Origin of the sequence: Sodalis sp. (in: enterobacteria), from assembly GCF_047607725.1 — a bacterium.
Classification (GTDB): domain Bacteria; phylum Pseudomonadota; class Gammaproteobacteria; order Enterobacterales; family Enterobacteriaceae; genus JBLKSS01.
In genome coordinates this window covers 1-19,714 of record NZ_JBLKSS010000132.1, presented here as the reverse complement: position 1 = coordinate 19,714, position 19,714 = coordinate 1, and the positions used below count along the sequence as shown (strand labels likewise).

The 19,714-nt window shown below is 53.3% G+C and carries 11 protein-coding genes and 8 pseudogenes; 12 read left to right on the top strand and 7 right to left on the bottom strand.

All coding sequences use genetic code 11. From position 1 onward, the window contains the following. Nucleotides 1-311 precede the first annotated feature (311 nt). Both mtnK and ACMX3H_RS12205 read left to right on the top strand, forming a co-directional pair. Nucleotides 312-1,301: pseudogene (gene mtnK, locus ACMX3H_RS12210) on the top strand (S-methyl-5-thioribose kinase); the annotation flags it as partial. Between the two features lie 204 nt (nt 1,302-1,505). Continuing rightward, entirely contained in the window at nt 1,506-1,703 is a 198-nt protein-coding gene (locus ACMX3H_RS12205; protein WP_415211029.1) for a hypothetical protein, read from the top strand. Here the strand turns inward: ACMX3H_RS12205 and ACMX3H_RS12200 are convergent. Then, nucleotides 1,700-2,014 carry a putative quinol monooxygenase gene (locus ACMX3H_RS12200; protein WP_415211028.1) on the bottom strand — a complete coding sequence of 105 codons (315 nt, stop codon included), beginning with the start codon at nt 2,012-2,014 and terminating at the stop codon, nt 1,700-1,702. The two genes, ACMX3H_RS12205 and ACMX3H_RS12200, sit on opposite strands and share 4 nt — an antisense overlap. A gap of 272 nt (nt 2,015-2,286) precedes the next feature. Between ACMX3H_RS12200 and parC the strand changes: the two genes are divergently transcribed. From parC to ftsP, 3 genes are all read left to right on the top strand, one after another. Further along, on the top strand, nt 2,287-4,560 hold the full coding sequence (gene parC / locus ACMX3H_RS12195; protein ID WP_415211027.1) for a DNA topoisomerase IV subunit A: 2,274 nt from the start codon (nt 2,287-2,289) through the stop codon (nt 4,558-4,560). A 156-nt stretch (nt 4,561-4,716) separates the two neighbouring features. Continuing rightward, nucleotides 4,717-5,451, top strand: coding sequence for a 1-acylglycerol-3-phosphate O-acyltransferase (locus ACMX3H_RS12190; RefSeq protein ID WP_415211026.1), 735 nt, complete (start codon nt 4,717-4,719; stop codon nt 5,449-5,451). A gap of 198 nt (nt 5,452-5,649) precedes the next feature. Beyond that, complete coding sequence (gene ftsP / locus ACMX3H_RS12185) at nt 5,650-7,074, top strand: cell division protein FtsP (protein ID WP_415211025.1); 1,425 nt, start codon at nt 5,650-5,652, stop codon at nt 7,072-7,074. A gap of 199 nt (nt 7,075-7,273) precedes the next feature. Here ftsP and dkgA read toward each other — a convergent pair. Both dkgA and metC read right to left on the bottom strand, forming a co-directional pair. Further along, nucleotides 7,274-8,105: pseudogene (gene dkgA / locus ACMX3H_RS12180) on the bottom strand (2,5-didehydrogluconate reductase DkgA). A gap of 223 nt (nt 8,106-8,328) precedes the next feature. Further along, a pseudogene (gene metC / locus ACMX3H_RS12175) lies at nt 8,329-9,543 on the bottom strand (cystathionine beta-lyase). A gap of 440 nt (nt 9,544-9,983) precedes the next feature. Between metC and exbB the strand changes: the two are divergent. Next, nucleotides 9,984-10,871: pseudogene (exbB, locus tag ACMX3H_RS12170) on the top strand (tonB-system energizer ExbB). 3 nt (nt 10,872-10,874) lie between these two features. Then, a pseudogene (gene exbD, locus ACMX3H_RS12165) lies at nt 10,875-11,300 on the top strand (TonB system transport protein ExbD). Between the two features lie 397 nt (nt 11,301-11,697). On the opposite strand, the gene ACMX3H_RS12160 reads toward exbD, so the two are convergent. After that, nucleotides 11,698-12,597 (bottom strand): SDR family oxidoreductase, encoded by a 900-nt coding sequence (locus tag ACMX3H_RS12160; RefSeq protein WP_415211024.1) that lies wholly within the window; start codon nt 12,595-12,597, stop codon nt 11,698-11,700. Nucleotides 12,598-13,069: 472 nt separating this feature from the next. Here ACMX3H_RS12160 and ACMX3H_RS12155 point away from each other — a divergent pair, with 472 nt between their 5' ends. Continuing rightward, entirely contained in the window at nt 13,070-13,717 is a 648-nt protein-coding gene (locus ACMX3H_RS12155; protein WP_415211023.1) for an acyl-homoserine-lactone synthase, read from the top strand. A gap of 146 nt (nt 13,718-13,863) precedes the next feature. On the opposite strand, the gene ACMX3H_RS12150 is transcribed toward ACMX3H_RS12155, so the two are convergent. Together ACMX3H_RS12150 and ACMX3H_RS12145 are read right to left on the bottom strand one after the other, a co-directional pair. Then, nucleotides 13,864-14,298, bottom strand: a complete 435-nt coding sequence (locus tag ACMX3H_RS12150; RefSeq protein WP_415211030.1) for a LuxR C-terminal-related transcriptional regulator — start codon at nt 14,296-14,298, stop codon at nt 13,864-13,866. Further along, nucleotides 14,214-14,453, bottom strand: a pseudogene (locus ACMX3H_RS12145) (autoinducer binding domain-containing protein); the annotation flags it as partial. The pseudogene ACMX3H_RS12145 and the gene ACMX3H_RS12150, both read right to left, overlap by 85 nt. 681 nt (nt 14,454-15,134) lie before the next feature. Between ACMX3H_RS12145 and ACMX3H_RS12140 the strand changes: the two are divergent. The 3 genes and pseudogenes from ACMX3H_RS12140 to ACMX3H_RS12130 all read left to right on the top strand — a co-directional run bounded on the left by ACMX3H_RS12140 (nt 15,135) and on the right by ACMX3H_RS12130 (nt 18,258). After that, nucleotides 15,135-15,989: a CSS-motif domain-containing protein gene (locus ACMX3H_RS12140; protein WP_415211022.1), complete on the top strand. Its 855-nt coding sequence runs from the start codon at nt 15,135-15,137 to the stop codon at nt 15,987-15,989. Further along, nucleotides 15,986-16,761: pseudogene (locus tag ACMX3H_RS12135) on the top strand (EAL domain-containing protein). Before ACMX3H_RS12140 ends, ACMX3H_RS12135 begins: the two are co-directional and overlap by 4 nt. Nucleotides 16,762-17,490: 729 nt before the next feature. After that, on the top strand, nt 17,491-18,258 hold the full coding sequence (locus tag ACMX3H_RS12130; protein ID WP_415211021.1) for an alpha/beta hydrolase: 768 nt from the start codon (nt 17,491-17,493) through the stop codon (nt 18,256-18,258). A 287-nt stretch (nt 18,259-18,545) separates the two neighbouring features. Here the strand turns inward: ACMX3H_RS12130 and ACMX3H_RS12125 are convergent, their stop codons facing one another. Beyond that, the gene (locus ACMX3H_RS12125) at nt 18,546-18,842 is read right to left on the bottom strand and encodes a putative quinol monooxygenase (RefSeq protein WP_415211020.1); all 297 of its coding nucleotides are present in this window, start codon (nt 18,840-18,842) and stop codon (nt 18,546-18,548) included. 154 nt (nt 18,843-18,996) lie between these two features. Between ACMX3H_RS12125 and ACMX3H_RS12120 the strand changes: the two are divergent. Beyond that, nucleotides 18,997-19,581: pseudogene (locus tag ACMX3H_RS12120) on the top strand (DUF808 family protein); the annotation flags it as partial. Nucleotides 19,582-19,714: the final 133 nt, after the last annotated feature.

Sequence of the window (19,714 nt, the reverse complement as noted above, 5' to 3'; positions counted from 1 at the left end):
CGAATCACTACGCAAAGAGCAAGGAGTAGCCAGCACAGGAAAAATAGACTAAAACCGAGTCAGAAGATGAGCGAACACGTGATCGAATATCACTGGAATGGGTGATCGGAAAATATCGGAATAACTGATCGGATGTCGCCGGAATAGATGATCGGATACGTCGGAATCTGCACCTTTCTGTTATTGCATCTGGTTTACTATTCTGCCAACATGCCATCAAGATGTATAGACGTCTAAATGTTTTTACGCCTTTACGGCCTTTTTGCAGCTAATCAGGGAAGTCGATATGACAGCTTACCGTACCCTTACCGCCGCTGACGCTTGATCGCGCGCGTATCGAGGCGGAAAAGCTGCTCATTCATGGCCGCTATTGCCCGGAGCACACGGTGCGGGTGATTCATCACGATCCGCTCCTGGCGACAATGGTGCTGGAAGATCTTTCCGATCATCTCATCTGACGCAGCGAGCTGGTTAAGGGGGCGTGGTATCCTGATGCCGTCCGTCAGCTGGGCGAGTATCTGGCGCAGACGTTGTTTCACACCTCTGATTTCTATCAGCCGCCTGAGGAAAAAAAAAGCGAAGTCACTCGTTTTTCCAACCCTGAAATGTGCCGCATAACGGAAGATCTGTTCTTCACCGACCCCTATCGGGTCCATGAGCGCAACGCCTATGAACCCGAGCTGGACGCGGCCGCGGCCGCGCTGTGCGACGATCGGGAATTGAAGCTCAGGGTGGCGGCGCTCAACCACCGTTTCTTGACGAAAGCGGAAGCGCTGCTGCATGGGGATATTCACAGCGGTTCCCTTTTTGTCGCCCGCCAGCGCCTGAAGGTGATCGATGCTGAATTCGGCTATTATGGTCCCGTGGGTTTTGATATCGGCACCGCAGTGGGTAATTTGTTGCTTAACTACTGCGGTTTGCCGGGGCTGCTGCTACCGCGCGACGCCGCGGCGGGACGCGAGCAGCGCCTGCGCGATGTGCAGGAGGTCTGGCAGGCGTTCAGTGAGGGATTTCACGGCCTGGCGACGGAAAAAAGCCGTGACCACACCTTGGCTGAGCTCGGTTACGTACAGCTGTTTTTGCGTGAAGTATTACAGGACGCGATAGGGTATTGCGGCACAGAGCTTATTCGGCGTACGGTGGGGCTGGCCCACGTTAGCGATCTTGACGGGATTCAAGATGCCGAAATGCGCCACGCTTGCCAGCGTCGGGCGCTGGCGCTGGGCAAAATGTTGATCCTCGCCGCGCCGCACATCACTGACGCCGCCGCGTTGGACACCCGTATACGTCAACATGCCTGAGCGCCCGGGCGGCTGCCGGGAGGTTTCCCGCGCCCCGGTCGCGCAGATACGGGCAAAATGGTTTTCTGTCAGGCGGTGTCCCTTGTGCGAGGGACAATTTTCTTGCGGCCGATACGGTAAAACCTGATTCCTCTTCTATACTCAAATAACGATATCATCGACTTATGGTCAAAACGATAATCACTTAACGAGAAGGAACAGGGAATGAAAATATTTCTGTGGATAATTGCCATTATTTTTATCGGCGGCCTGCTGACGTTGACCGGTGTCTTTAAATTGATCTTCTTATTCCGACCGGCGCTAACCGCACACCCGTTAGCGCCCGCCTCCCTTCCCATTGCCTTTGCGCGATCAACCAAAATAAAGTCGTCACGACCGGCCAATGTGTATCCCACCTATTAAGCTCCCGTGCGTCTCTCTAAAATATGAAATGTGACATCCATCACGTCATCGCGAATATTGGTGCGATGGGCATCCATATGTGCCGTTTGTTGGTGCTGCTCCAAATGCCGAATGCTCTTCCATTGTTCCAGCATAAAAATGGAGTCGGGAGCGGTTTTACGCCACGGTACTTGCGCTTTATAGTCGGTGAGCAAAGTGTATTCGCCGCATCCGTCTTCGGCCAGCACGTTCGGCCTGAGCGCTTCGATAGCGGCTAAAACCGCTTCTCTTCGTCCCGGTTTGACTTTGATTTCTGCAATTACCGTGATCATCGCTTCCTCTGTTTCACTTTCGTTCGGGGGCGCCATTAGTTAACCAAAGACGCGGGCCGGATGCGCGTGATATTTTATCGCATCCGTGATTCGACCACTTATTATACTGAATGCAGCGGGGCCTAAGCCACGCTGACGTATTGGCGCCCGCGCGAGTCCTGTGACAGCGAGGGGGCGGATAGGGTAGTATCATGCTCACGAACCCCATACCCGCGGCACATGGGATGTGACTGCTCACGTGGCCATACCGCGGTCAGAGGAAACAATAATCAATGAGCGAGCTGACTCATGACGGCGCCGAACGCCTGGCGCTGCATAAATTTACCGAAAACGCGTACCTCAATTATTCCATGTACGTCATCATGGATCGTGCGCTGCCGTTTATCGGCGACGGGCTCAAGCCGGTGCAACGCCGCATCGTCTACGCGATGTCGGAACTGGGGCTGAACGCCAGCGCGAAATATAAAAAGTCGGCGCGCACCGTCGGCGATGTATTGGGTAAATATCATCCCCATGGCGATAGCGCCTGCTACGAAGCCATGGTGCTGATGGCGCAACCCTTCTCTTACCGCTATCCGATGGTGGACGGCCAGGGTAACTGGGGCGCGCCGGACGATCCCAAATCCTTCGCCGCCATGCGCTACACGGAATCGCGCCTGTCCCACTATGCCGAAGTGCTGCTCGGCGAATTGGGGCAGGGCACGGTGGATTACGTGCCCAACTTCGACGGGACGCTGGAAGAGCCGAAGATGCTGCCGGCGCGGTTGCCGAATGTGTTATTAAACGGCACGACCGGCATCGCGGTTGGGATGGCGACCGATATACCGCCGCATAACATCATCGAAGTGGCGGCCGCGGCGATTGCGCTGCTGGGCAATCCTTCCGCCACGTTGGAAAACTTGCTGGAACATGTAAAGGGGCCGGATTTTCCCACCGAGGCGGAAATCATTACCCCCCATGAGGATCTGCGCAAGATTTACCAGACCGCCCGCGGCTCCGTGCGCATGCGCGCGCTGTGGACTATCGAGGAGGGCGAGGCGGTTATCAGCGCGTTGCCGCATCAGGTGTCCGGCGCTAAGGTCCTTGAGCAGATAGCCAGCCAAATGCGCGCGAAGAAATTGCCGATGGTGGAGGATTTGCGCGACGAATCTGACCATGAAAACCCGACCCGCCTGGTTATCGTCCCGCGCTCCAACCGCGTTGACCTGACGCAGGTTATGAACCATCTGTTCGCCACTACCGATTTGGAACGCAGCTATCGCGTCAATATGAACATGATCGGGCTGGACGGCCGTCCGGCGGTGAAAAACCTGCACGAGATTTTGTCGGAATGGTTGGTGTATCGTCGCGATACCGTGCGCCGCCGGCTGAACTTCCGCCTGGAGAAAGTCCTGCGCCGGTTGCATATCCTGACCGGCCTGTTGGTGGCCTACCTCAACCTGGATGAGGTGATCCACATTATCCGCACCGAGAATGAGCCGAAGCAGGTTCTGATGCAGCGATTCGAGTTGAGCGAAACCCAGGCTGACGCCATTCTCGAGTTGAAACTCCGCCATTTAGCCAAACTGGAAGAAATGAAGCTACGCGGCGAACAGGATGAGCTGGAGAAGGAACGCGACAAGATCCAGACGATCCTGGCCTCGGAACGCAAGCTGAGCAACCTGCTGAAAAAAGAAATCGAGGCGGATGCCGCCGCTTACGGCGATGCGCGCCGCTCACCGCTGGTGGAACGCGACGAGGCGAAAGCGCTGAGCGAAAATGAGCTTATTCCTTCGGAGCCGGTGACGGTGATCCTATCGACCATGGGTTGGGTGCGCAGCGCCAAGGGCCACGATATCGATCCGAGCGGGCTCGGTTACCGATCCGGCGACAATTACCTGTCGTCGGTGCGCGGCAAGAGCAACCAACCGGTGGTGTTCATCGACTCCACCGGACGCAGCTACGCCTTAGAGCCCGCCGGCCTGCCGTCGGCGCGCGGCCAGGGTGAACCGCTGACCGGTAAGCTAACGTTGCCGCCGGGCGCATCGGTGGAGCAAATGCTCACCGGCGCCGACGATCAGAAATTGCTGATGGCCTCCGATGCCGGCTACGGTTTCGTGTGTAGCTTTAGCGATTTGGTGGCGCGCAATCGCGCCGGTAAGGCGCTGTTAACGCTGCCGGAAAACGCCAAAGTCATGCCGCCGCTATGGATAAAAGGCGCCGCCGATAAGCTGTTGGCGTTCACCGAAGCCGGGCGTCTGCTTATGTTCCCGGTCGACGATCTGCCGCAGCTGTCGAAAGGAAAAGGCAATAAAATCATTTCCATCCCGTCCGCGGATGCGGCGGTGGGCAAGGATCGCCTCGCCGGTCTGTATCTGCTGTCCACCAAGGCCTCCGTCACTTTCTATGTCGGCAAACGCAAGCTCACTCTTCGCCCGGAAGACTTGCAGAAATTCAGCGCCGAACGCGGGCGTAAGGGAACCTTGTTGCCGCGCGGACTGCAGCAAATCGATCGGGTGGAAATCAACGATCCGCTGGCCGGCGCCGGTGAAGAGGAAACGGCGTAATATGCGCGCCGGCCGGGCGTCCCCCGGCCGGTTTTCTCCGCGATAATAAGTGATAACCCTCCGTGTTTTCCAATACCACCCGACGGCCGAGGGAATAACCGTGTATTTTGTCAGGAAGCCGGTATACTAGCGACGGCTGAAGGTTAAGGGGTAACTATGCTCGCTATTGTTCGCACCATTTTGGTGGTGCTGTTGTCGATAATTATCTGCGTTTTTGGCTTAATTTATTGCTTGTTCAGCCCGCGAGACCCTCGTCATGTCGCCACCTTCGGCCGCTGGTTTGGCCGTATGTCGCCCCTGTTTGGCATCCGGGTGGAAGTCCGCCATCCCGAAGGCGTGACGCTGCCGCAAAATTGCATTTATATCGCCAATCATCAGAACAACTACGATATGGTGACCGCTGCCTATGTAGTGCAGCCGCGTACCGTAACGGTGGGGAAAAAAAGCCTACTGTGGATCCCGCTGTTTGGGCCGCTTTACTGGTTGACCGGCAATTTGCTTATCGATCGCGATAACAGTGCCAGGGCCCATAGCACGCTCACCGAAATTGTTCAGAACATCAAAAAGCGCAATATTTCCATCTGGATGTTTCCGGAAGGGACCCGCAGCCGCGGTCGCGGTTTGCTGCCCTTTAAAACCGGGGCGTTCTACACCGCGATTGCCACCGAGGTTCCCATTGTGCCGATTTGCATTTCCAATATTTCGAACAAAATCAAACTCAATCGCTGGTCCAACGGCTTGGTTATCATCGAAATTCTGCCGCCGGTTGAAACGTCCGGTTACAGCCGTGAGCAGGTGCGCGCGTTGACCAGGCACTGTCGGGAAGTGATGAAAAACAAGCTGGACGATTTGAACGCGGAAGTGGCCAAGCGGGAAGCGCTGGAGCGCTGAAGGTTTTCGACTCCGAAGCCCTCGGTCGCGGCCTGAGGAACGACGGGCGCCGCGAGGGCGAGAGCGTTTCCCCCGATGCCGGCCGGGACGAATAGAGGCCCAGGCGCCTATTCGGTCCCGGTGTACGGTTGATGATTTCCCGGCCTGCCGCAGGCCGGACATGACGAGAAAAGCTTTGCCGTGTCTAATGGAGCAGATATGTCACTCAGTCGGCGTCGGTTTATTCAGGCAACAGGGGTTACGCTTGCGGCCAGCGCACTGCCGCTGCAGGCGCGTGCCGCCGATGCGCCCGTGGCGCTGCCGATCCCACCCATGCTAGAATCACGCCGCGGGCAACCGTTATTTCTGACGCTGCAGCGCTCGCACTGGACCTTTGCCGCCGGCCGACGCGCCGCTACCTGGGGCATCAATGGTGGTTATCTCGGCCCGACGGTGCGGGTGTTCAACGGTGATGACGTCAAGCTTATTTATAACAATCGGCTGAATGAACCTGTGGCGATGACCGTCAGCGGTCTGCAGGTGCCCGGTACGCTTATGGGCGGCGCGGCGCGGATGATGTCACCCGGCGCGGACTGGTCGCCGGTGCTGCCCATCCGTCAGCCGGCGGCCACCTGCTGGTACCATGCCAATACCCCTAACCGCATGGCGCCGCATGTCTACAACGGTCTGGCGGGGCTGTGGTTGGTGGAGGACGCGCTAAGCAAAGTGCTGCCGCTGCCGAATCATTATGGCGTCGATGACTTCCCGCTCATCATCCAGGACAAACGGCTGGATAATTTCGGCCAGCCGGTATACAACCCCCTCGCCAGCGGCGGTTTCCTCGGCGATACTCTGCTGGTGAACGGCGCGCAGAGCCCCTTTGTGGAAGTGTCGCGCGGTTGGGTGCGTCTGCGGCTGCTCAATGCCTCCAACGCTCGGCGTTATCAATTGCAACTGAGCGACGGCCGCGCCATGCAGGTTGTTGCCGGCGACCAAGGGTTCTTGCCTGCGCCGGTGCCGGTCACCCGGCTGTCGCTGGCGCCTGGCGAGCGGCGTGAAATCCTTATCGATATGTCCAAAGGGGAAGACGCGGTCATCACCTCCGGCGAAGCGGCCGGTCTGATGGATCGGGTACGCGGCTTTTTTGAACCCTCCTCGATACTGGTCAATACCACGGTGCTGACGCTTAAACCGACGGGGCTATTACCCTTGGTCACCGATAACCTGCCGATGCGCTTGTTGTCCGATCAACTGATCGACGGCATCATCATCCGCACCCGTGAATTCTCTCTCGGGGGGGCTACCCCCGATGATATCAACGGTGCGTTATGGAATATGAACCGCAACGACTTCCAAAGTTTACAGGGCAGTTTTGAGCGCTGGATAGTGCATACCAGCACCACGCAGGCGTTTCATATTCAGGGGGTGGCATTTCTGATTAAACGCGTCAATGGCAGCACGCCCTTGCCGGAAGATCAGGGTTGGAAAGATACGGTGTGGGTTGATAACGAGGTGGAACTGCTGGTTTGGTTCCCGCAGGTGGCGCCGGAGCACTTTCCTTATCTCTATTACAGCCAGACGCTGGAAATGGCCGATCGCGGCGCAGCGGGGCAATTTGTAGTACGGCCCGCTGCCGTGGGTTAACGGCGGCGCAAAGAGTGCGCCACCGGCCGTGAGGTGCCGCCGCGACCGTATAGCCGGGCGCGGCCGCGCCGATCATCATGGCGCGAGTCGACAAGGCGGCCACTGCGTAAAAACGACGGGGCCGGGGTGGTAAGCGTTATCCCGGCGACCGGGGCTAGCGAGGCCCGCTATCCTCGCGGCGCCGGATTTCGCTCCGGTCTCAGACCATAGCCATGGTATCCGGATGCGAACCCAGCCGTTTGCCGCTGTTCCAACGTGGCAATGGCAGCCAGATCATCCTGCGCCAGGCTGAAGTCGAACACGTCGAAGTTGGCGCGTATCCGCGCTGGCGTGACCGATTTCGGGATCACCACCAACCCGTTATCGATATGCCAGCGAATAACAATCTGCGCCGGCGTTTTACCGTATTTTTCCGCCAGCTCTCGGATAATCGCCTGGTCAAACACCCCTTTACCGCCCAGCGCCAGAGGACTCCAGGAATTCGGTCAAAATCTGGTGCCGGGCATCGAAGGTCCGTAACGCCTGTTGCTGCAGCAGCGGATGCAGCTCAATTTGGTTTATTACCGGCACCACGCCGGTTTCATCCAGCAGGCGCTGAAGATGGTGCGGCTCGAAATTAGACACCTCGATGCTTTTCGCCAGCCCTTCTTCCTTCAGTTTCACCATATCGCGCCAGGCCTGTACATAGTTATCTTTGCTGGGCACCGGCAGTGCATTAAATAAAGATCGACATAATCCAGGCGCAGCTTGGTCAGACTTTGCTCGATAGCCTTTTGGGCCATGGTTTGGTCGCCGTTCCACAGTTTGGTGGTAATAAAGAGATCTTCCCGTGCAACTGTGGCACCCTGCAGCGCCTGACCGACACCCTCTTCGTTTTTATAAATAGCCGCGGTATCAATGGAGCGATGGCCGGCCTCCAGCGCCACCTCGATTGCGGTGACGACTTCCTGGTTACTGGCTTTCCAGACCCCCAAACCCAACTGCGGCATGGTATGTCCATCGTAGAATGTGACCGTAGGTTGCGTTGTCATGCTTTCTCCTTTTGTCCAACCGCCGCGCCCGTGCGGGACGGCGAGGGCCATGAGTGATGGGATAAAATTAGTTTTAGCAGAAAAAAGAGCCTGCCGCGGCGCCCGCGATACGCTAAGGCGTCTGCGCGCGCAATGATTCTAGGCGGTGATCCGCTTCACGCCGCGGCGGTTATAAAAAACCTGCCGGCCGCAACGGATTTGATTGCTTTACTGCATGACGGGCTTAGGCGCTTTTCACCCGCCGCCGGCGGATAATCAGCAGCACGCTGCCTATCAGACCGGTGACCACCACCACCACGGGCAGGACGATTAGCGCCATCATCACCTGATCTTCATGATGTTTAACCACCGGCACATGGCTGATAGCATAGCCAAGGGTAACCAGCCCGGTGACCCAGAGTAGTGCGCTCAACCAATTGAACAGCTGGAAACGGGTATTGCTGAGGCCGGAAATGCCGGCCATCGTCGGCAGCAGCGTGCGCACAAAAACCAGAAAACGGCCGACCAGCAGCGCTGTCAGCCCATGACGATTAAACATGGTGTAAGCGCGCAGGTGATAGTGAGCGGGCAGATGGAGCAACCAGCTTCTGACGATGCGCGTGTCTCCCAGCCAGCGCGCCACGCGCAGGCCGTTTTCCTCATGCTGCTTTAGCCGGACGCCGAGCGGGCGCAGCCCCCGGGCGGCCATATACGCGGTATCGGCGTCAACCATCTGTCCCATCAGATAAGATTGCTCGTGCAACTGGTCCCAGCAGCGCGCGTTGGCCCCCGCAGTACCGATCATCGTATCGGAATGGCCGATAAGGTATTTAGTGCCGGCTTGAAGGGAGATATCGACGCCTAAATCCAGCGCCTTAAGCAATATGCCCGCCGCCCAGGTATTATCCAGCATAATCACGATGGCCGGATTTTTGGCCCGCACCGCGCGCACGATGGCCGGAATATCCTGCACTTCCATGGTAATCGAACCGGGGGATTCCAGCATCACCACCCGCGTATTATCCTGAATCATAGAGCCAATATCCGCGCCGATAAGCAGATCAAACTACGTGGTGGCGATATTCATTTTGCCAAGGATATGCCGGCAGAAGTCTTGCGTCGGTTCATAGGCAGAATAGGTCACCAATATATGATCGCCCGCCGAGACGAAGGAAAGAATCGCATTGCTGACCGCCGCGGTACCGCACGGATAGAGCGCGCAGCCGGCGCCGCCTTCCAACTCCACCATAGCTTACTGCAATGAAAAATGGGTAAGCATGCCGCGCCGGCCATAAAATAGCTCGCCGCTGGCACGTCCCGCCGTCGCTTTTTTCTTATGCTGAACTGAATCAAAAACCAGCGAGGACGCCCGCTGGATAACCGGATTTACCGACCCGTGGGTAAACGAGGGTTTTCTGCCGGCGCTGACCAGCACCGTTTCTAATTTCTTCGACGTCATTATTCGCGCTTTGCCTTTTAGCAGAGATGATAAATACCGTACGTGGCGGCGGGAGGTGTCTCGTTCTATTCAGGTTATCACTAATGCCGGGCGCGGGGCAGACGTTGCGCCGGCTTTTTCGCCGTTTGGCGCGATCGCGCTATCATGGACGCGCGGCATCATCAGCGAATATCGGTATTGACCCCGATGGCGGTTCCACAGACACGATGGGGTTTTATTGCGCGGGTGAAAATCTTACCATTATATTACCCCGGAGGTGACGGGTGAGTAGCATAAATAATAATGATAACCACTATCAATTCCTGTCCCATTTGCTATTATTCTGGCTGAATTAATCTTAGGTCAGTATTGGGTGGAGGCACAGCGTGAAATTGGCTGTTAAGCAACAGAGTTTATCATTTGACGGCGCATTAACCGGACACGGCGCAGCATTCGCCCCGATGCTGCGCGGCATTTTCCTGAGCCTGCTTTTTGGTGCGGGCGTGGCGGGCAGCGCCATCGCCGCGCCGATCACTGCCACACCGCAATCAACTGCCGCTCCGGCTGAGTCCGCCGTCGATACGACCCCAACGCCTACCGCCGGTCAGGCTGCGGCCAGCAGCCCGTTGTCGCTGCCGGCTTCGGTGACGGCTACGCCCGCGCAGCGGCAATTAATGCAGATGGACCTCTCCGTTTGGGGCATGTACCAGCACGCCGATATTGTGGTGAAAATCGTCATGATTGGCCTGTTGCTGGCCTCGGTCGTCACCTGGGCACTGTTTTTCGGTAAAGGGGCCGAATTGTTGGCCGTCAAGCGCAGGTTGCGCCGCGAGTTGCAGCTGCTAAAAGACGTGCGCAGCCTGAGCGCCAGTTTATTGGCCTAAACCGCCAACGAACTAGACCTGTCGGCCTGTCTCAGCGATAACAACGGGATTAAAGAGCGTGTGGCGTTTCGCCTGGAACGCCGGGTTGTCGGCGTTAGCAGCGCCATGGGGAAAGGTAACGGCTTTCTCGCCACTATCGGCGCCATTTCCCCCTTTATCGGCCTGTTCGGTACCGTTTGGGGCATCATGAACAGTTTTATCAGCATCGCCCACACCCAGACCACCAATCTGGCGGTTGTGGCGCCCGGTATCGCCGAAGCACTGCTGGCGACGGCCATCGGCCTGTTCGCCGCGATTCCGGCAGTGGTTATTTACAATATCTTTGCCCGTACCATCGCCAGCTACAAAGCGATGGTGGGGGACTGCGCCGCACAGCTGCTGCTGTTGCTCGGCCGCGATTTGGATCTGGCCGCGGAAGCGGGCAGCCAGGTGTCCGCACAGGTGACTAAGTTTCGAGTTGGATAAGTCATGGCGATGCATTTAAATGAGGATGTTGATACCGACGGCGAAATGCACGATATCAACGTTACACCTTTTATCGACGTTATGCTGGTGCTGCTGATTATCTTTATGGTCGCCGCGCCCCTGGCAACGGTAGATATCAGGGTGGATTTGCCCAACTCCACCGCCGCGCCTCAACCGCGGCCTGACAAGCCTTTATATTTATAGATTAAAGCGGATAAACAGCTCTTTATTGGCGATCGGACGGTAACGATGGCGACGCTCGCCCAGACGCTGGACGAACAGACCCAGGGCAATAAAGAAACGCCGATATTTTTCCAAGCTGACAAGAGCGTGGATTACGCTACGCTGATGTCGGTGATGGATAGTCTGCGTAAAGCGGGGTATTTTAAAGTTGGGCTGATGGGGTTGGAATCCCCCGGCCAAGGATAGTCCTCCGGCGGCCTTCTGCCGCCGGCGCCGTAACCGGTGGATATTATGCTCGGCCGGTTGCGCCATCAATCATTGCACTATTCCACAGGCGCCATAACCTAATACGATGCGAATGGCCGACGCCGTGAGCGGCCCATAGCGGTAGGCCACCTTACCGAGTCTCATGCCTCATGCCCTTACACCCCACGCTTCGCGCCCGATGCTTAACGCCGAGCACTCAACACCCAGCGGATAACGCTTAACGTCCGACGCTTAACGCTCATTGCCCAACGCCCAACGCCCAACGCGCAGCAGCCTGTAGTTAGGAAGTCCCGTCTTACGTTTGAGTGTCGGCGCCCGCCTGGAGCCTCTGCGTGTATGAAGCGTTGAACGCACCGGGCTTTACCCGGTCAGGCGCTTATCCCAAATGATTGCCCCCGGTAACGCCGTGTACCTCCGCCGTCACATAGCTTGATTCCTGCGAGGCAAGGTAAACATAGATTGGCACCAGTTCCGCGGGCTGACCAGCGCGGCCCAGCGGGGTCGAGGTACCGAAAGAGGGGAGCGCATCCGTTGGCTGTCCACCGGACACCTGCAGGACGGTCCAGATTGGCCCTGGGGCCACGCAATTGACGCGAATCCCTTTCTGCGCCACTTGTTTGGCCAAACCGTGGGTGTAGTTCAGGATGGCGGCTTTTGTCGAAACGTAATCCAGCAGCGTCGGGCTGGGTTGGTACGCCTGGATCGACGATGTAGTGATAATCGAAGCGCCGGGGGGCAAATGGGGGAGTGCGGCTTTAGTCATCCAAAACAGAGAAAAAACATTGGTTTCAAACGTTTCACGGAACTGTTCGGTGGTGAGGTCGGCGATATCTTTCACGGCGGTTTGCTTACCGGCCACCAGCGCCAGAATATCCAGGCCGCCCAACTGATTCAGCGCATCCTCAACGACCTTTACGTTGACCGATTCGTCACGCAAATCCCCTGGGAGCAGCACCACTTTACGGCCGGCTTCTTTAACCAATTCGGCGACCTGCTCGGCATCTTTATGCTCGCTGGGATAATAGGCCAGAGCGACATCGGCGCCTTCCCGGGCAAAGGCGATAGCCGCCGCGCGACCGATGCCGGAGTCAGCGCCGGTCACCAATGCCTTACGGCCTTCAAGGCGGCCGGTGCCGCGATAACTCTTTTCACCACAGTCAGGAACGGGGGTCATGTCGGTTTGCAAGCCGGGCGTATTCTGTTGTTGTTTAGGAAAGCCGTCCTTTGAATATTGGGTCACCGGATTTTGCATTTTATATTGATCATAATCAGCCATTATTCTCTCCATGTGCTGCGTATGTTTTGGCGAAGGTAGCATTAAGGTTAGTTAATTTTTATGAATTCTTATAATTACTATCAGTATAAGTAAATTTATCGATATTAAATTATACTTAGGTAAATAATATAATAATCTGAGGTAAGGGGTTGTTGCGTGATTTTTTATTCACTTTCTGAAAAATTGCCGTATTATCGTCCCTATTATGCTGACGGAAAAAGCGTTCTCTAAGCAATGCTATTGCAGTGTAAGGAAGTTACTCCAGCGATTGGTTTTTTGCAGTGATGAAATCAGTGTGATTATTCTTATCATTCCCTTCCGATTGGTTTTTCACTCCTTTTTCGGTATATTAATTTAACTATTGCGAGGGGAAACTGAGTTAATAACCTGCACTTTAGTACAGGTTGTTAGTCAATTTATTTACTGATACTATAAATACGCTTTAAATATCTTCTGCTCATTTTTATTTATAATGATAAAAGGATGGTCTATGTTTAATTTGATCAACGTAGAATACAAAGACATAATAAATGACAGGCTGGAGGAATTATACCTTCTGCGCAAAATAACGTTTAAAGATCGTTTGAATTGGAAGGTTTCCTGTAAAGGAGAACGTGAATTTGATGAGTACGATAACGAAAACACTCACTACTTGCTTGGTTGCTATAACGGTGAATTGATCTGCAGCGTCCGGTTTATCAGCATGAAATACCCTAACATGATTACCGGCCCATTTCGCGACTTTTTTCACTACACTGCGCCAGCCGACGATACACTATTGGAGTCGAGCCGCTTTTTTGTCGATAAAGACAGAGTTAAGTCGTTGACCGAAACCAAACTGCCCTTTTGCCATCTGCTGTTTTTAGGCATGATTAACTACACTCGCGCCATTGGGATGAAAGGGATACTCACTGTGTGTAGCCGGTCGATGTATACCATCCTCAAGCGCAGCGGCTGGAATACCCAGGTAGAAACCATCGGTAACTCTGAAAAAGACGAACCGGTCTATCTGTTGCGACTCGCCATCGATGACTATAGTCAGGCCAATTTAATAAAATATATCCGACGTTATCATTGTTGTAATGAGTATTATCTGAAGAAATGGCCTGTTTATCTGTAATCGCGATGTTCTAAAATAGTTATTTGTGGATAAAGCGTGACCGCCTTGTGACAGATATCGATTGTCAATGGCATGAGCTATCCCTGGCCTAAAAGAATACACTCCGCCACGCTATTTTTTAAGCCATTGACAATGTATTTAGATAGCTACTCATTGAAATTTAGTAGATGCAGGTCCGTCGCCTTTTTTATGGCATGTTTGGCGTTAATGACGTCGAGCTTAACGATGAGGTTGCCGATATGGAATTTTACTGTGCTTTCGGTAATGCCCATAATGATAGCGATCTCACGGTAGGTTTTGCCGATGCTGGCCCAATGCAACGCCTCGATTTTGCGGGATGTAAGCCTTTTCATCACTTTAGCATGCAGTTTATTGGTCTGCTGCGCCTTCTCCGATAGAAATCGGTTATGAATGGAAAGAAACAGCAGATAAAGACGGTCCTCGTGGTCGCTGATACATTTCATTAGCAGATCGGGATCGCTTTCAGTATACAGGCTCAGCATAGCCAGATTATTTTCATAATCGTGCAGCGGAAAAGTATAGCCGCGGGTGATGTTATATTCTGAACTTTGGATGAAGATATTTTTTTCTGACGTTTGTTTTTTTTAAAATAATTATTGTGCCAGGGGAACGACACGATCTTTTGGCTAGCGCCCAACAGAACGGAATCTTGCTTATATAATTCATTCTTCATGTATTTTTCTACCCATTCCTTTGGGTAGTTAGAATAGATGACGGGTTTTTCATCCTGTTATTTGCTGAAAATAAAATAAGCGAAGCGGATAGGCTGACCGATATTCATTTCATGCTGGAGGAGATCATGAATTTCTGCGATGATCAGACCCTTTTCCCGAGACGTAAATGGCTTAATTATAGAGAACATTTTGCTTCTCATCGTTTGATTTAAGTGATAATGGCAGTATATTGAGGCGCAAAAGGATAATCATGAAAATATTTTCCAGGCATTGTCTGCCAAGAGAAAATTAGCAACAGGCAAAATGTGCCCATTAGCGGTTGTGCGCACATAAAAAAATATAGCTTTTAAATAACCAATTTTTTTGATTATTATTTTTATATTGTTAGTTATAACCAAAATATTTATATAATATTTATTTCGATAAATGTATAATATTTATATTATTTACCGTTCAGTATTATTTTATTTTTACAATCTTTAAATACATTATTATAATACTATTTATATAAAAATAAATTATTTTATATTGAATTGATAATTTATACATTTTTTTTAATTAGTCAAATATCTTTCTGTCGGCGCACCACGATGCGGTTATATCGCCTCGACGAAGCTGACACGAGAGCGGGTTTTACCTTATACTTCTTCTTCATGCCATTATGGTGACATCCCTTCAGGGGATATGCCCGCGCATCAAGACCGACATCAGGAAAAAAGAACATGCGCAGGATACTTGCAACCGTGATGCTGGCAAAGGTAATGAATAACAACCGTTTTATCTTATGGGGCGTGATTCCCTTTCTTTTCTTTATTTTTTCTCTCGTTCTGCTGCTGTTTGTTACTCAGCAAAATATGAAAAGTCAGGTACGCCATGATATCCATGCCCTTATCGATTTTATCGACACCGCGTTGGGCAATGGCGATGAAACCGCTCAACGGGCGCTACTGCTGGCGGGTCGTCCCTGTCCGGTGGTGGTGGAGGCATTGCGCGATCTCGGCAGGCAATATCCTCTGATACGCTCGGTCAGTTTGGCGGACCAAAACGGTCTTTATTGTTCACCGGTGCCGCTGGCCGCGATGAAGGACGCGTTGGCACCTATGCCCGCCGGCGCGAAAGGGGCGGCGCTTAGCCTGCTCGCTGCCGCAGCTACGGCTGAGATGGTGTTGCAGCAGCGCAGGGGGCAAACGCGCGCGGTGGTGATTATTGATTCGCAATATTTGCGCACGATGATGAATACCCTAAGCCCATCCCGATCGGTGGCGCTGACGATAGGCGACACGGTATTGACGTCGGCCGGCACGCTTATTCCACTCGGCGCTCAAGACCCGCAAATGCTTATCGTTACCGGCGCATCAACGCGTTATCCCTACCGGTTGCAGGTGGCAATTTCTCCGGGCATGTCCTGGCGTTATTTTCTGATTAACGTCGGCCATATTATTTTTCTAATTGCCGCCATTGTGTTCATGATGGCGCTGTTAATTCACCAATGGTTGCGGGCGGAAAGCTCACTGAAGAATAATATCATGCTGGGTCTTAAGCGAATGAATTCGAGGCCTATTACCAGCCGGTTATGAACGTTGCACAAGGCTATTGTTCCGGCGTGGAAATTCTGGTGCGCTGGCGACATCCCTCGGATGGGGTTATTTCTCCAGAGGTTTTCGTGCCCTTGGCCGAAACCTCTGGCTTAATCTTGCTGTTAACGGCACATTTAATGGCGCAAGTGGCGGATGACCTGGCGCAGCATTGGAGCGTTGATGACGGAACGCTACATGTCGCGTTCAATATTGCGGCAATTCATTTGCGCAATGAGCAAATCGTCAAAGATTGCCGCCAATTTTTGCAAAAGGTGCATCCGCGTAATATCCTTTTGGTGCTGGAACTGACGGAGCGGCAGTGTATCGAGTCAATGCCGTCATCCGTAGTGTCCTTGCCTCGCTACAGGCCCTCGGTGTTATCATCGCCATCGACGATTTTGGCACGGGCTATTCGGGGCTTTCATACTTGGGCAGCATGCACATTAATCTTCTGAAAATCGATCGGTCTTTTGTCGCGATGATAGCGGAGGAAGAGCGCACCACCGATTTGGTCGACGTGGTCATCGATCTAGCTAACCGCTTTGAGATGCATGTGATTGCCGAAGGCGTCGAGACAGAATTGCAGAAAAACTATCTGCTAAATAAGCGGGTGGTTTATCAGCAGGGCTATTTATTTGCTCAGCCACTGCCGCTGCAGGCGTTTCTGACCTGGTATCGCCAGCAGCATCACTCGCGCAGCGCCGCTTTTGTCGCTTTGCCACAACTGGCGGATTCAGGCGCGAAACAAAAAAACGCCCTGCCGCCGGGTTAAATAGTCATTGCCAGTGATGACGTTAACGATATTGACTTACTGGATATGTTATTTTTAGTTTTAGTGTGTCAGAGGTTTATTAATAAAAATTTATCACTAATAAATATCTTAATAATTATTATATATAAAATCATAAACCATATAGATAAGCCATGACGGCGGCTATTGTTTTCGTTAGTAGAAGCTTTGTTAATTATCTTGTCGTGCCTAGGGGAATCCGTCGTTACCCTTTCATGTGTGCCGCCACCGGTTGACGTTGACTTAAACGGTTCGCGATCCAATCTTTATTTCGCTCGTCGACCGCAGGGCACTTGCAAAGTGATGTCAACCACGGACTGCATTAATAAGTGTTTAACCAGAGTGGGTAGTACAATTATCTTGTTAATTTATTGATTAATATCAAATAGTATTAAAATTATATTTATTAGCTTTTTCGGATTTGCGAATAAATGCTATTACCCCTTGCGTCAACAGAAAGCGTTACGCTACATCATTATTTCCTCCACGTTCAAGCGCGTCGTCTGCGGTTTGATGTTGAGGGAACAGGTGTCGTGTTTTCTGAAGGGTATGGCGTCTTATCATCATTATAGTCATACGTTGAATGTTGTTTGTAATACAAGGAGATTTGACGATGAACACTGAACGGCACTATGCCGTTAGCCAAAATGAAAAACTGGCTGTACGTGTATACCGTGCCAACAGCAAGGTGCCGGCACCGGTTGTTCTGCTGTGCCATGGTTTCTATGGCATTCAGGATCTGTTATTACCCATTATGCCCAGGCATTCACCCAGGCCGGCTACCATGCCATTACCTTTGATTACCGTGGTTTCGGTGAAAGCGAGAGAGATCAGGGCAGAATCATTCCCGAACAACAGAATAACGATATTATCGCGGTCTTAGCCTGGAGTAAAACCCAGTCCTATATAGATGCTAAACGTATCGCATTATGGGGCACTTCTCTCGGCGGTTACCTGGTTATCGATGTGGCCGTGCGCTGTCCTGAGGTCAAATGCGTGATAAGCCTGATGGGCTTCGCCAGTGGCAATCGGCTGGTGACTGGCGATATGGCCGAAGAGGAAAGAGAGCGTTTAATGAACACCATGGAACGGATGCAGCAGAAAAAGAATCAATCCGGGCGTGAACTGATGGTTCCCATCATCAAAGTGATGACCGATGAAGAGTCGCGACGGTTCTATGAGCATGCAAAACACGATTATCCCTCGCTGAACGTCAAGGTTCCTTATCTGACCGTACTTGAGGCGATATTGTATCAGCCTAAAATTAATGCACAGAAGCTTACACAGCCGACGCTGGTAGTACTGGCGGAATGGGATAAGGTCATACCGGTAGAACATGGTTTGGCGCTGTATCAGGCCATTACGGCGCCGAAAGCCTGCCATATAGAACCGCAGGCTTATCACTTCGACATGTTCAAGGGAAAACATTTTGAGAACGTCATCGGCTTGCAATTACAATGGTTGAAACAGCATTTATAACGCCGCCGTTTGGCTTGCAAAGCCCGAGGGACCGACAGGCCGGGTGGCGACAGCGCGGCCGTCGGCAGCATCTACGTAGCCGGCGGCCGACCTCATTTCCGTAGTCGAGCCCGCCCTCGCAAGGGCCGGGTACCTATTATTGTCGCCGGACGCCATCGCCCGGCAGAGGTTAGCCCTGGCCAATTTTCGCCGTTTATCCCGCAGGCGGGCACCCGCCGACGCCTGGCGCCGACTCAGGCCAGTGGCCTCGCCGCCGGACGGACCGCCGCGCCATTGACGGCAGCCGCTTAGAATAGCGTTTGCAGCACCGAGACTTCCAGCGGACGGGAGGTCTGCGGCGCCAGCCCGTCTACCAGCACCTTCAGATGCGCCGATTGCGCATGTCGCTCCAGCGCGTCCTCACTGGCCCACGTTTCAATAAACATGAAACTATCGGGGCGCTCTTTATCCTGGTGAAAAGTGTAGCTTAGGCAGCCCTGCTCGCGCCGCGTGGCCGCAATGCACGGGGCTACGACGTCGACTATCGCTTCAGCGCTGCCGGGTTTGCCATCGACGACTGCCACAACATGGATATCGGTGGACATTGACTTATCCTTTGATGATTTCGGTTGGGTCCGGTCTTAAACCATTTTAACGACATGCTACTATCATTGGAGCCGTTACGATCGAGAATCGTGCGGGTTATTGTTAATTATTGTTAAAGTCGCTTTTGTCTCTGTGTAGTGAAAGGAAATGAATATGGCCGGAACCAGCTTGCTGGCATTACTCGACGATATCGCGTCGATATTGGATGACGTCGCGGCGATGAGTAAGGTCGCAGCCCGCAAAACCGCCAGCGTATTGAGCGACGATCTGGCGTTGAATGCCGAACATGTTTCGGGCGTGAAAGCCGATCGCGAATTGCCGGTGGTATGGAAAGTCGCTAAAGGCTCGCTGCTTAATAAAGCGATTCTGGTGCCGCTGGCGCTGGTTATCAGCGCATGGCTTCCTTGGGCCATTACGCCGCTGCTGATGGTAGGGGGGGCTTACCTGAGTTACGAGGGGGTGGAGAAATTAATTGAGAACTGGCACCACCGCAAAGCTAAAAAACAGCACCACCCTGATGCCCACAAGGTGAGAAACCCGTCGGACGCGAGCACGACCAAGGTGACTGACGATGCTGCACTGGCGCACACGCCTCCTGTTGACGATGCCGCGGCGGTCGACAAGGCCGTGGGGCAAAACGGCGGGCGTGAAGCGTTGTTAGCCTTGGAAAACAGCAAAGTGAAAGGCGCGGTGCGCACCGATTTTATTCTCTCCGCCGAGATTATCGTGATATTGCTGGTTCCGGTCACGTCCGATCACTGATTCCGATTTCACCCGATCACTGATTCCGGTCGCCCGATCAGCGATTCCGATTCTGTCCGATCGCTCATCTTCTGTTCCGCCATACTCTGGAGACTTTTAGCTTCCGGGG

What these genes read in the sequence shown, in the direction of transcription:
- ftsP (WP_415211025.1), top strand. Translation starts at nt 5,650, where the DNA reads ATGTCACTCAGTCGGCGTCGGTTTATTCAGGCAACAGGGGTTACGCTT.
- ACMX3H_RS12140 (WP_415211022.1), top strand. Translation starts at nt 15,135, where the DNA reads ATGCGCAGGATACTTGCAACCGTGATGCTGGCAAAGGTAATGAATAAC.
- ACMX3H_RS12125 (WP_415211020.1), bottom strand. Translation starts at nt 18,842, where the DNA reads ATGTCCACCGATATCCATGTTGTGGCAGTCGTCGATGGCAAACCCGGC.
- ACMX3H_RS12190 (WP_415211026.1), top strand. Translation starts at nt 4,717, where the DNA reads ATGCTCGCTATTGTTCGCACCATTTTGGTGGTGCTGTTGTCGATAATT.
- ACMX3H_RS12200 (WP_415211028.1), bottom strand. Translation starts at nt 2,014, where the DNA reads ATGATCACGGTAATTGCAGAAATCAAAGTCAAACCGGGACGAAGAGAA.
- ACMX3H_RS12205 (WP_415211029.1), top strand. Translation starts at nt 1,506, where the DNA reads ATGAAAATATTTCTGTGGATAATTGCCATTATTTTTATCGGCGGCCTG.
- ACMX3H_RS12160 (WP_415211024.1), bottom strand. Translation starts at nt 12,597, where the DNA reads ATGGCTGATTATGATCAATATAAAATGCAAAATCCGGTGACCCAATAT.
- parC (WP_415211027.1), top strand. Translation starts at nt 2,287, where the DNA reads ATGAGCGAGCTGACTCATGACGGCGCCGAACGCCTGGCGCTGCATAAA.
- ACMX3H_RS12155 (WP_415211023.1), top strand. Translation starts at nt 13,070, where the DNA reads ATGATAAAAGGATGGTCTATGTTTAATTTGATCAACGTAGAATACAAA.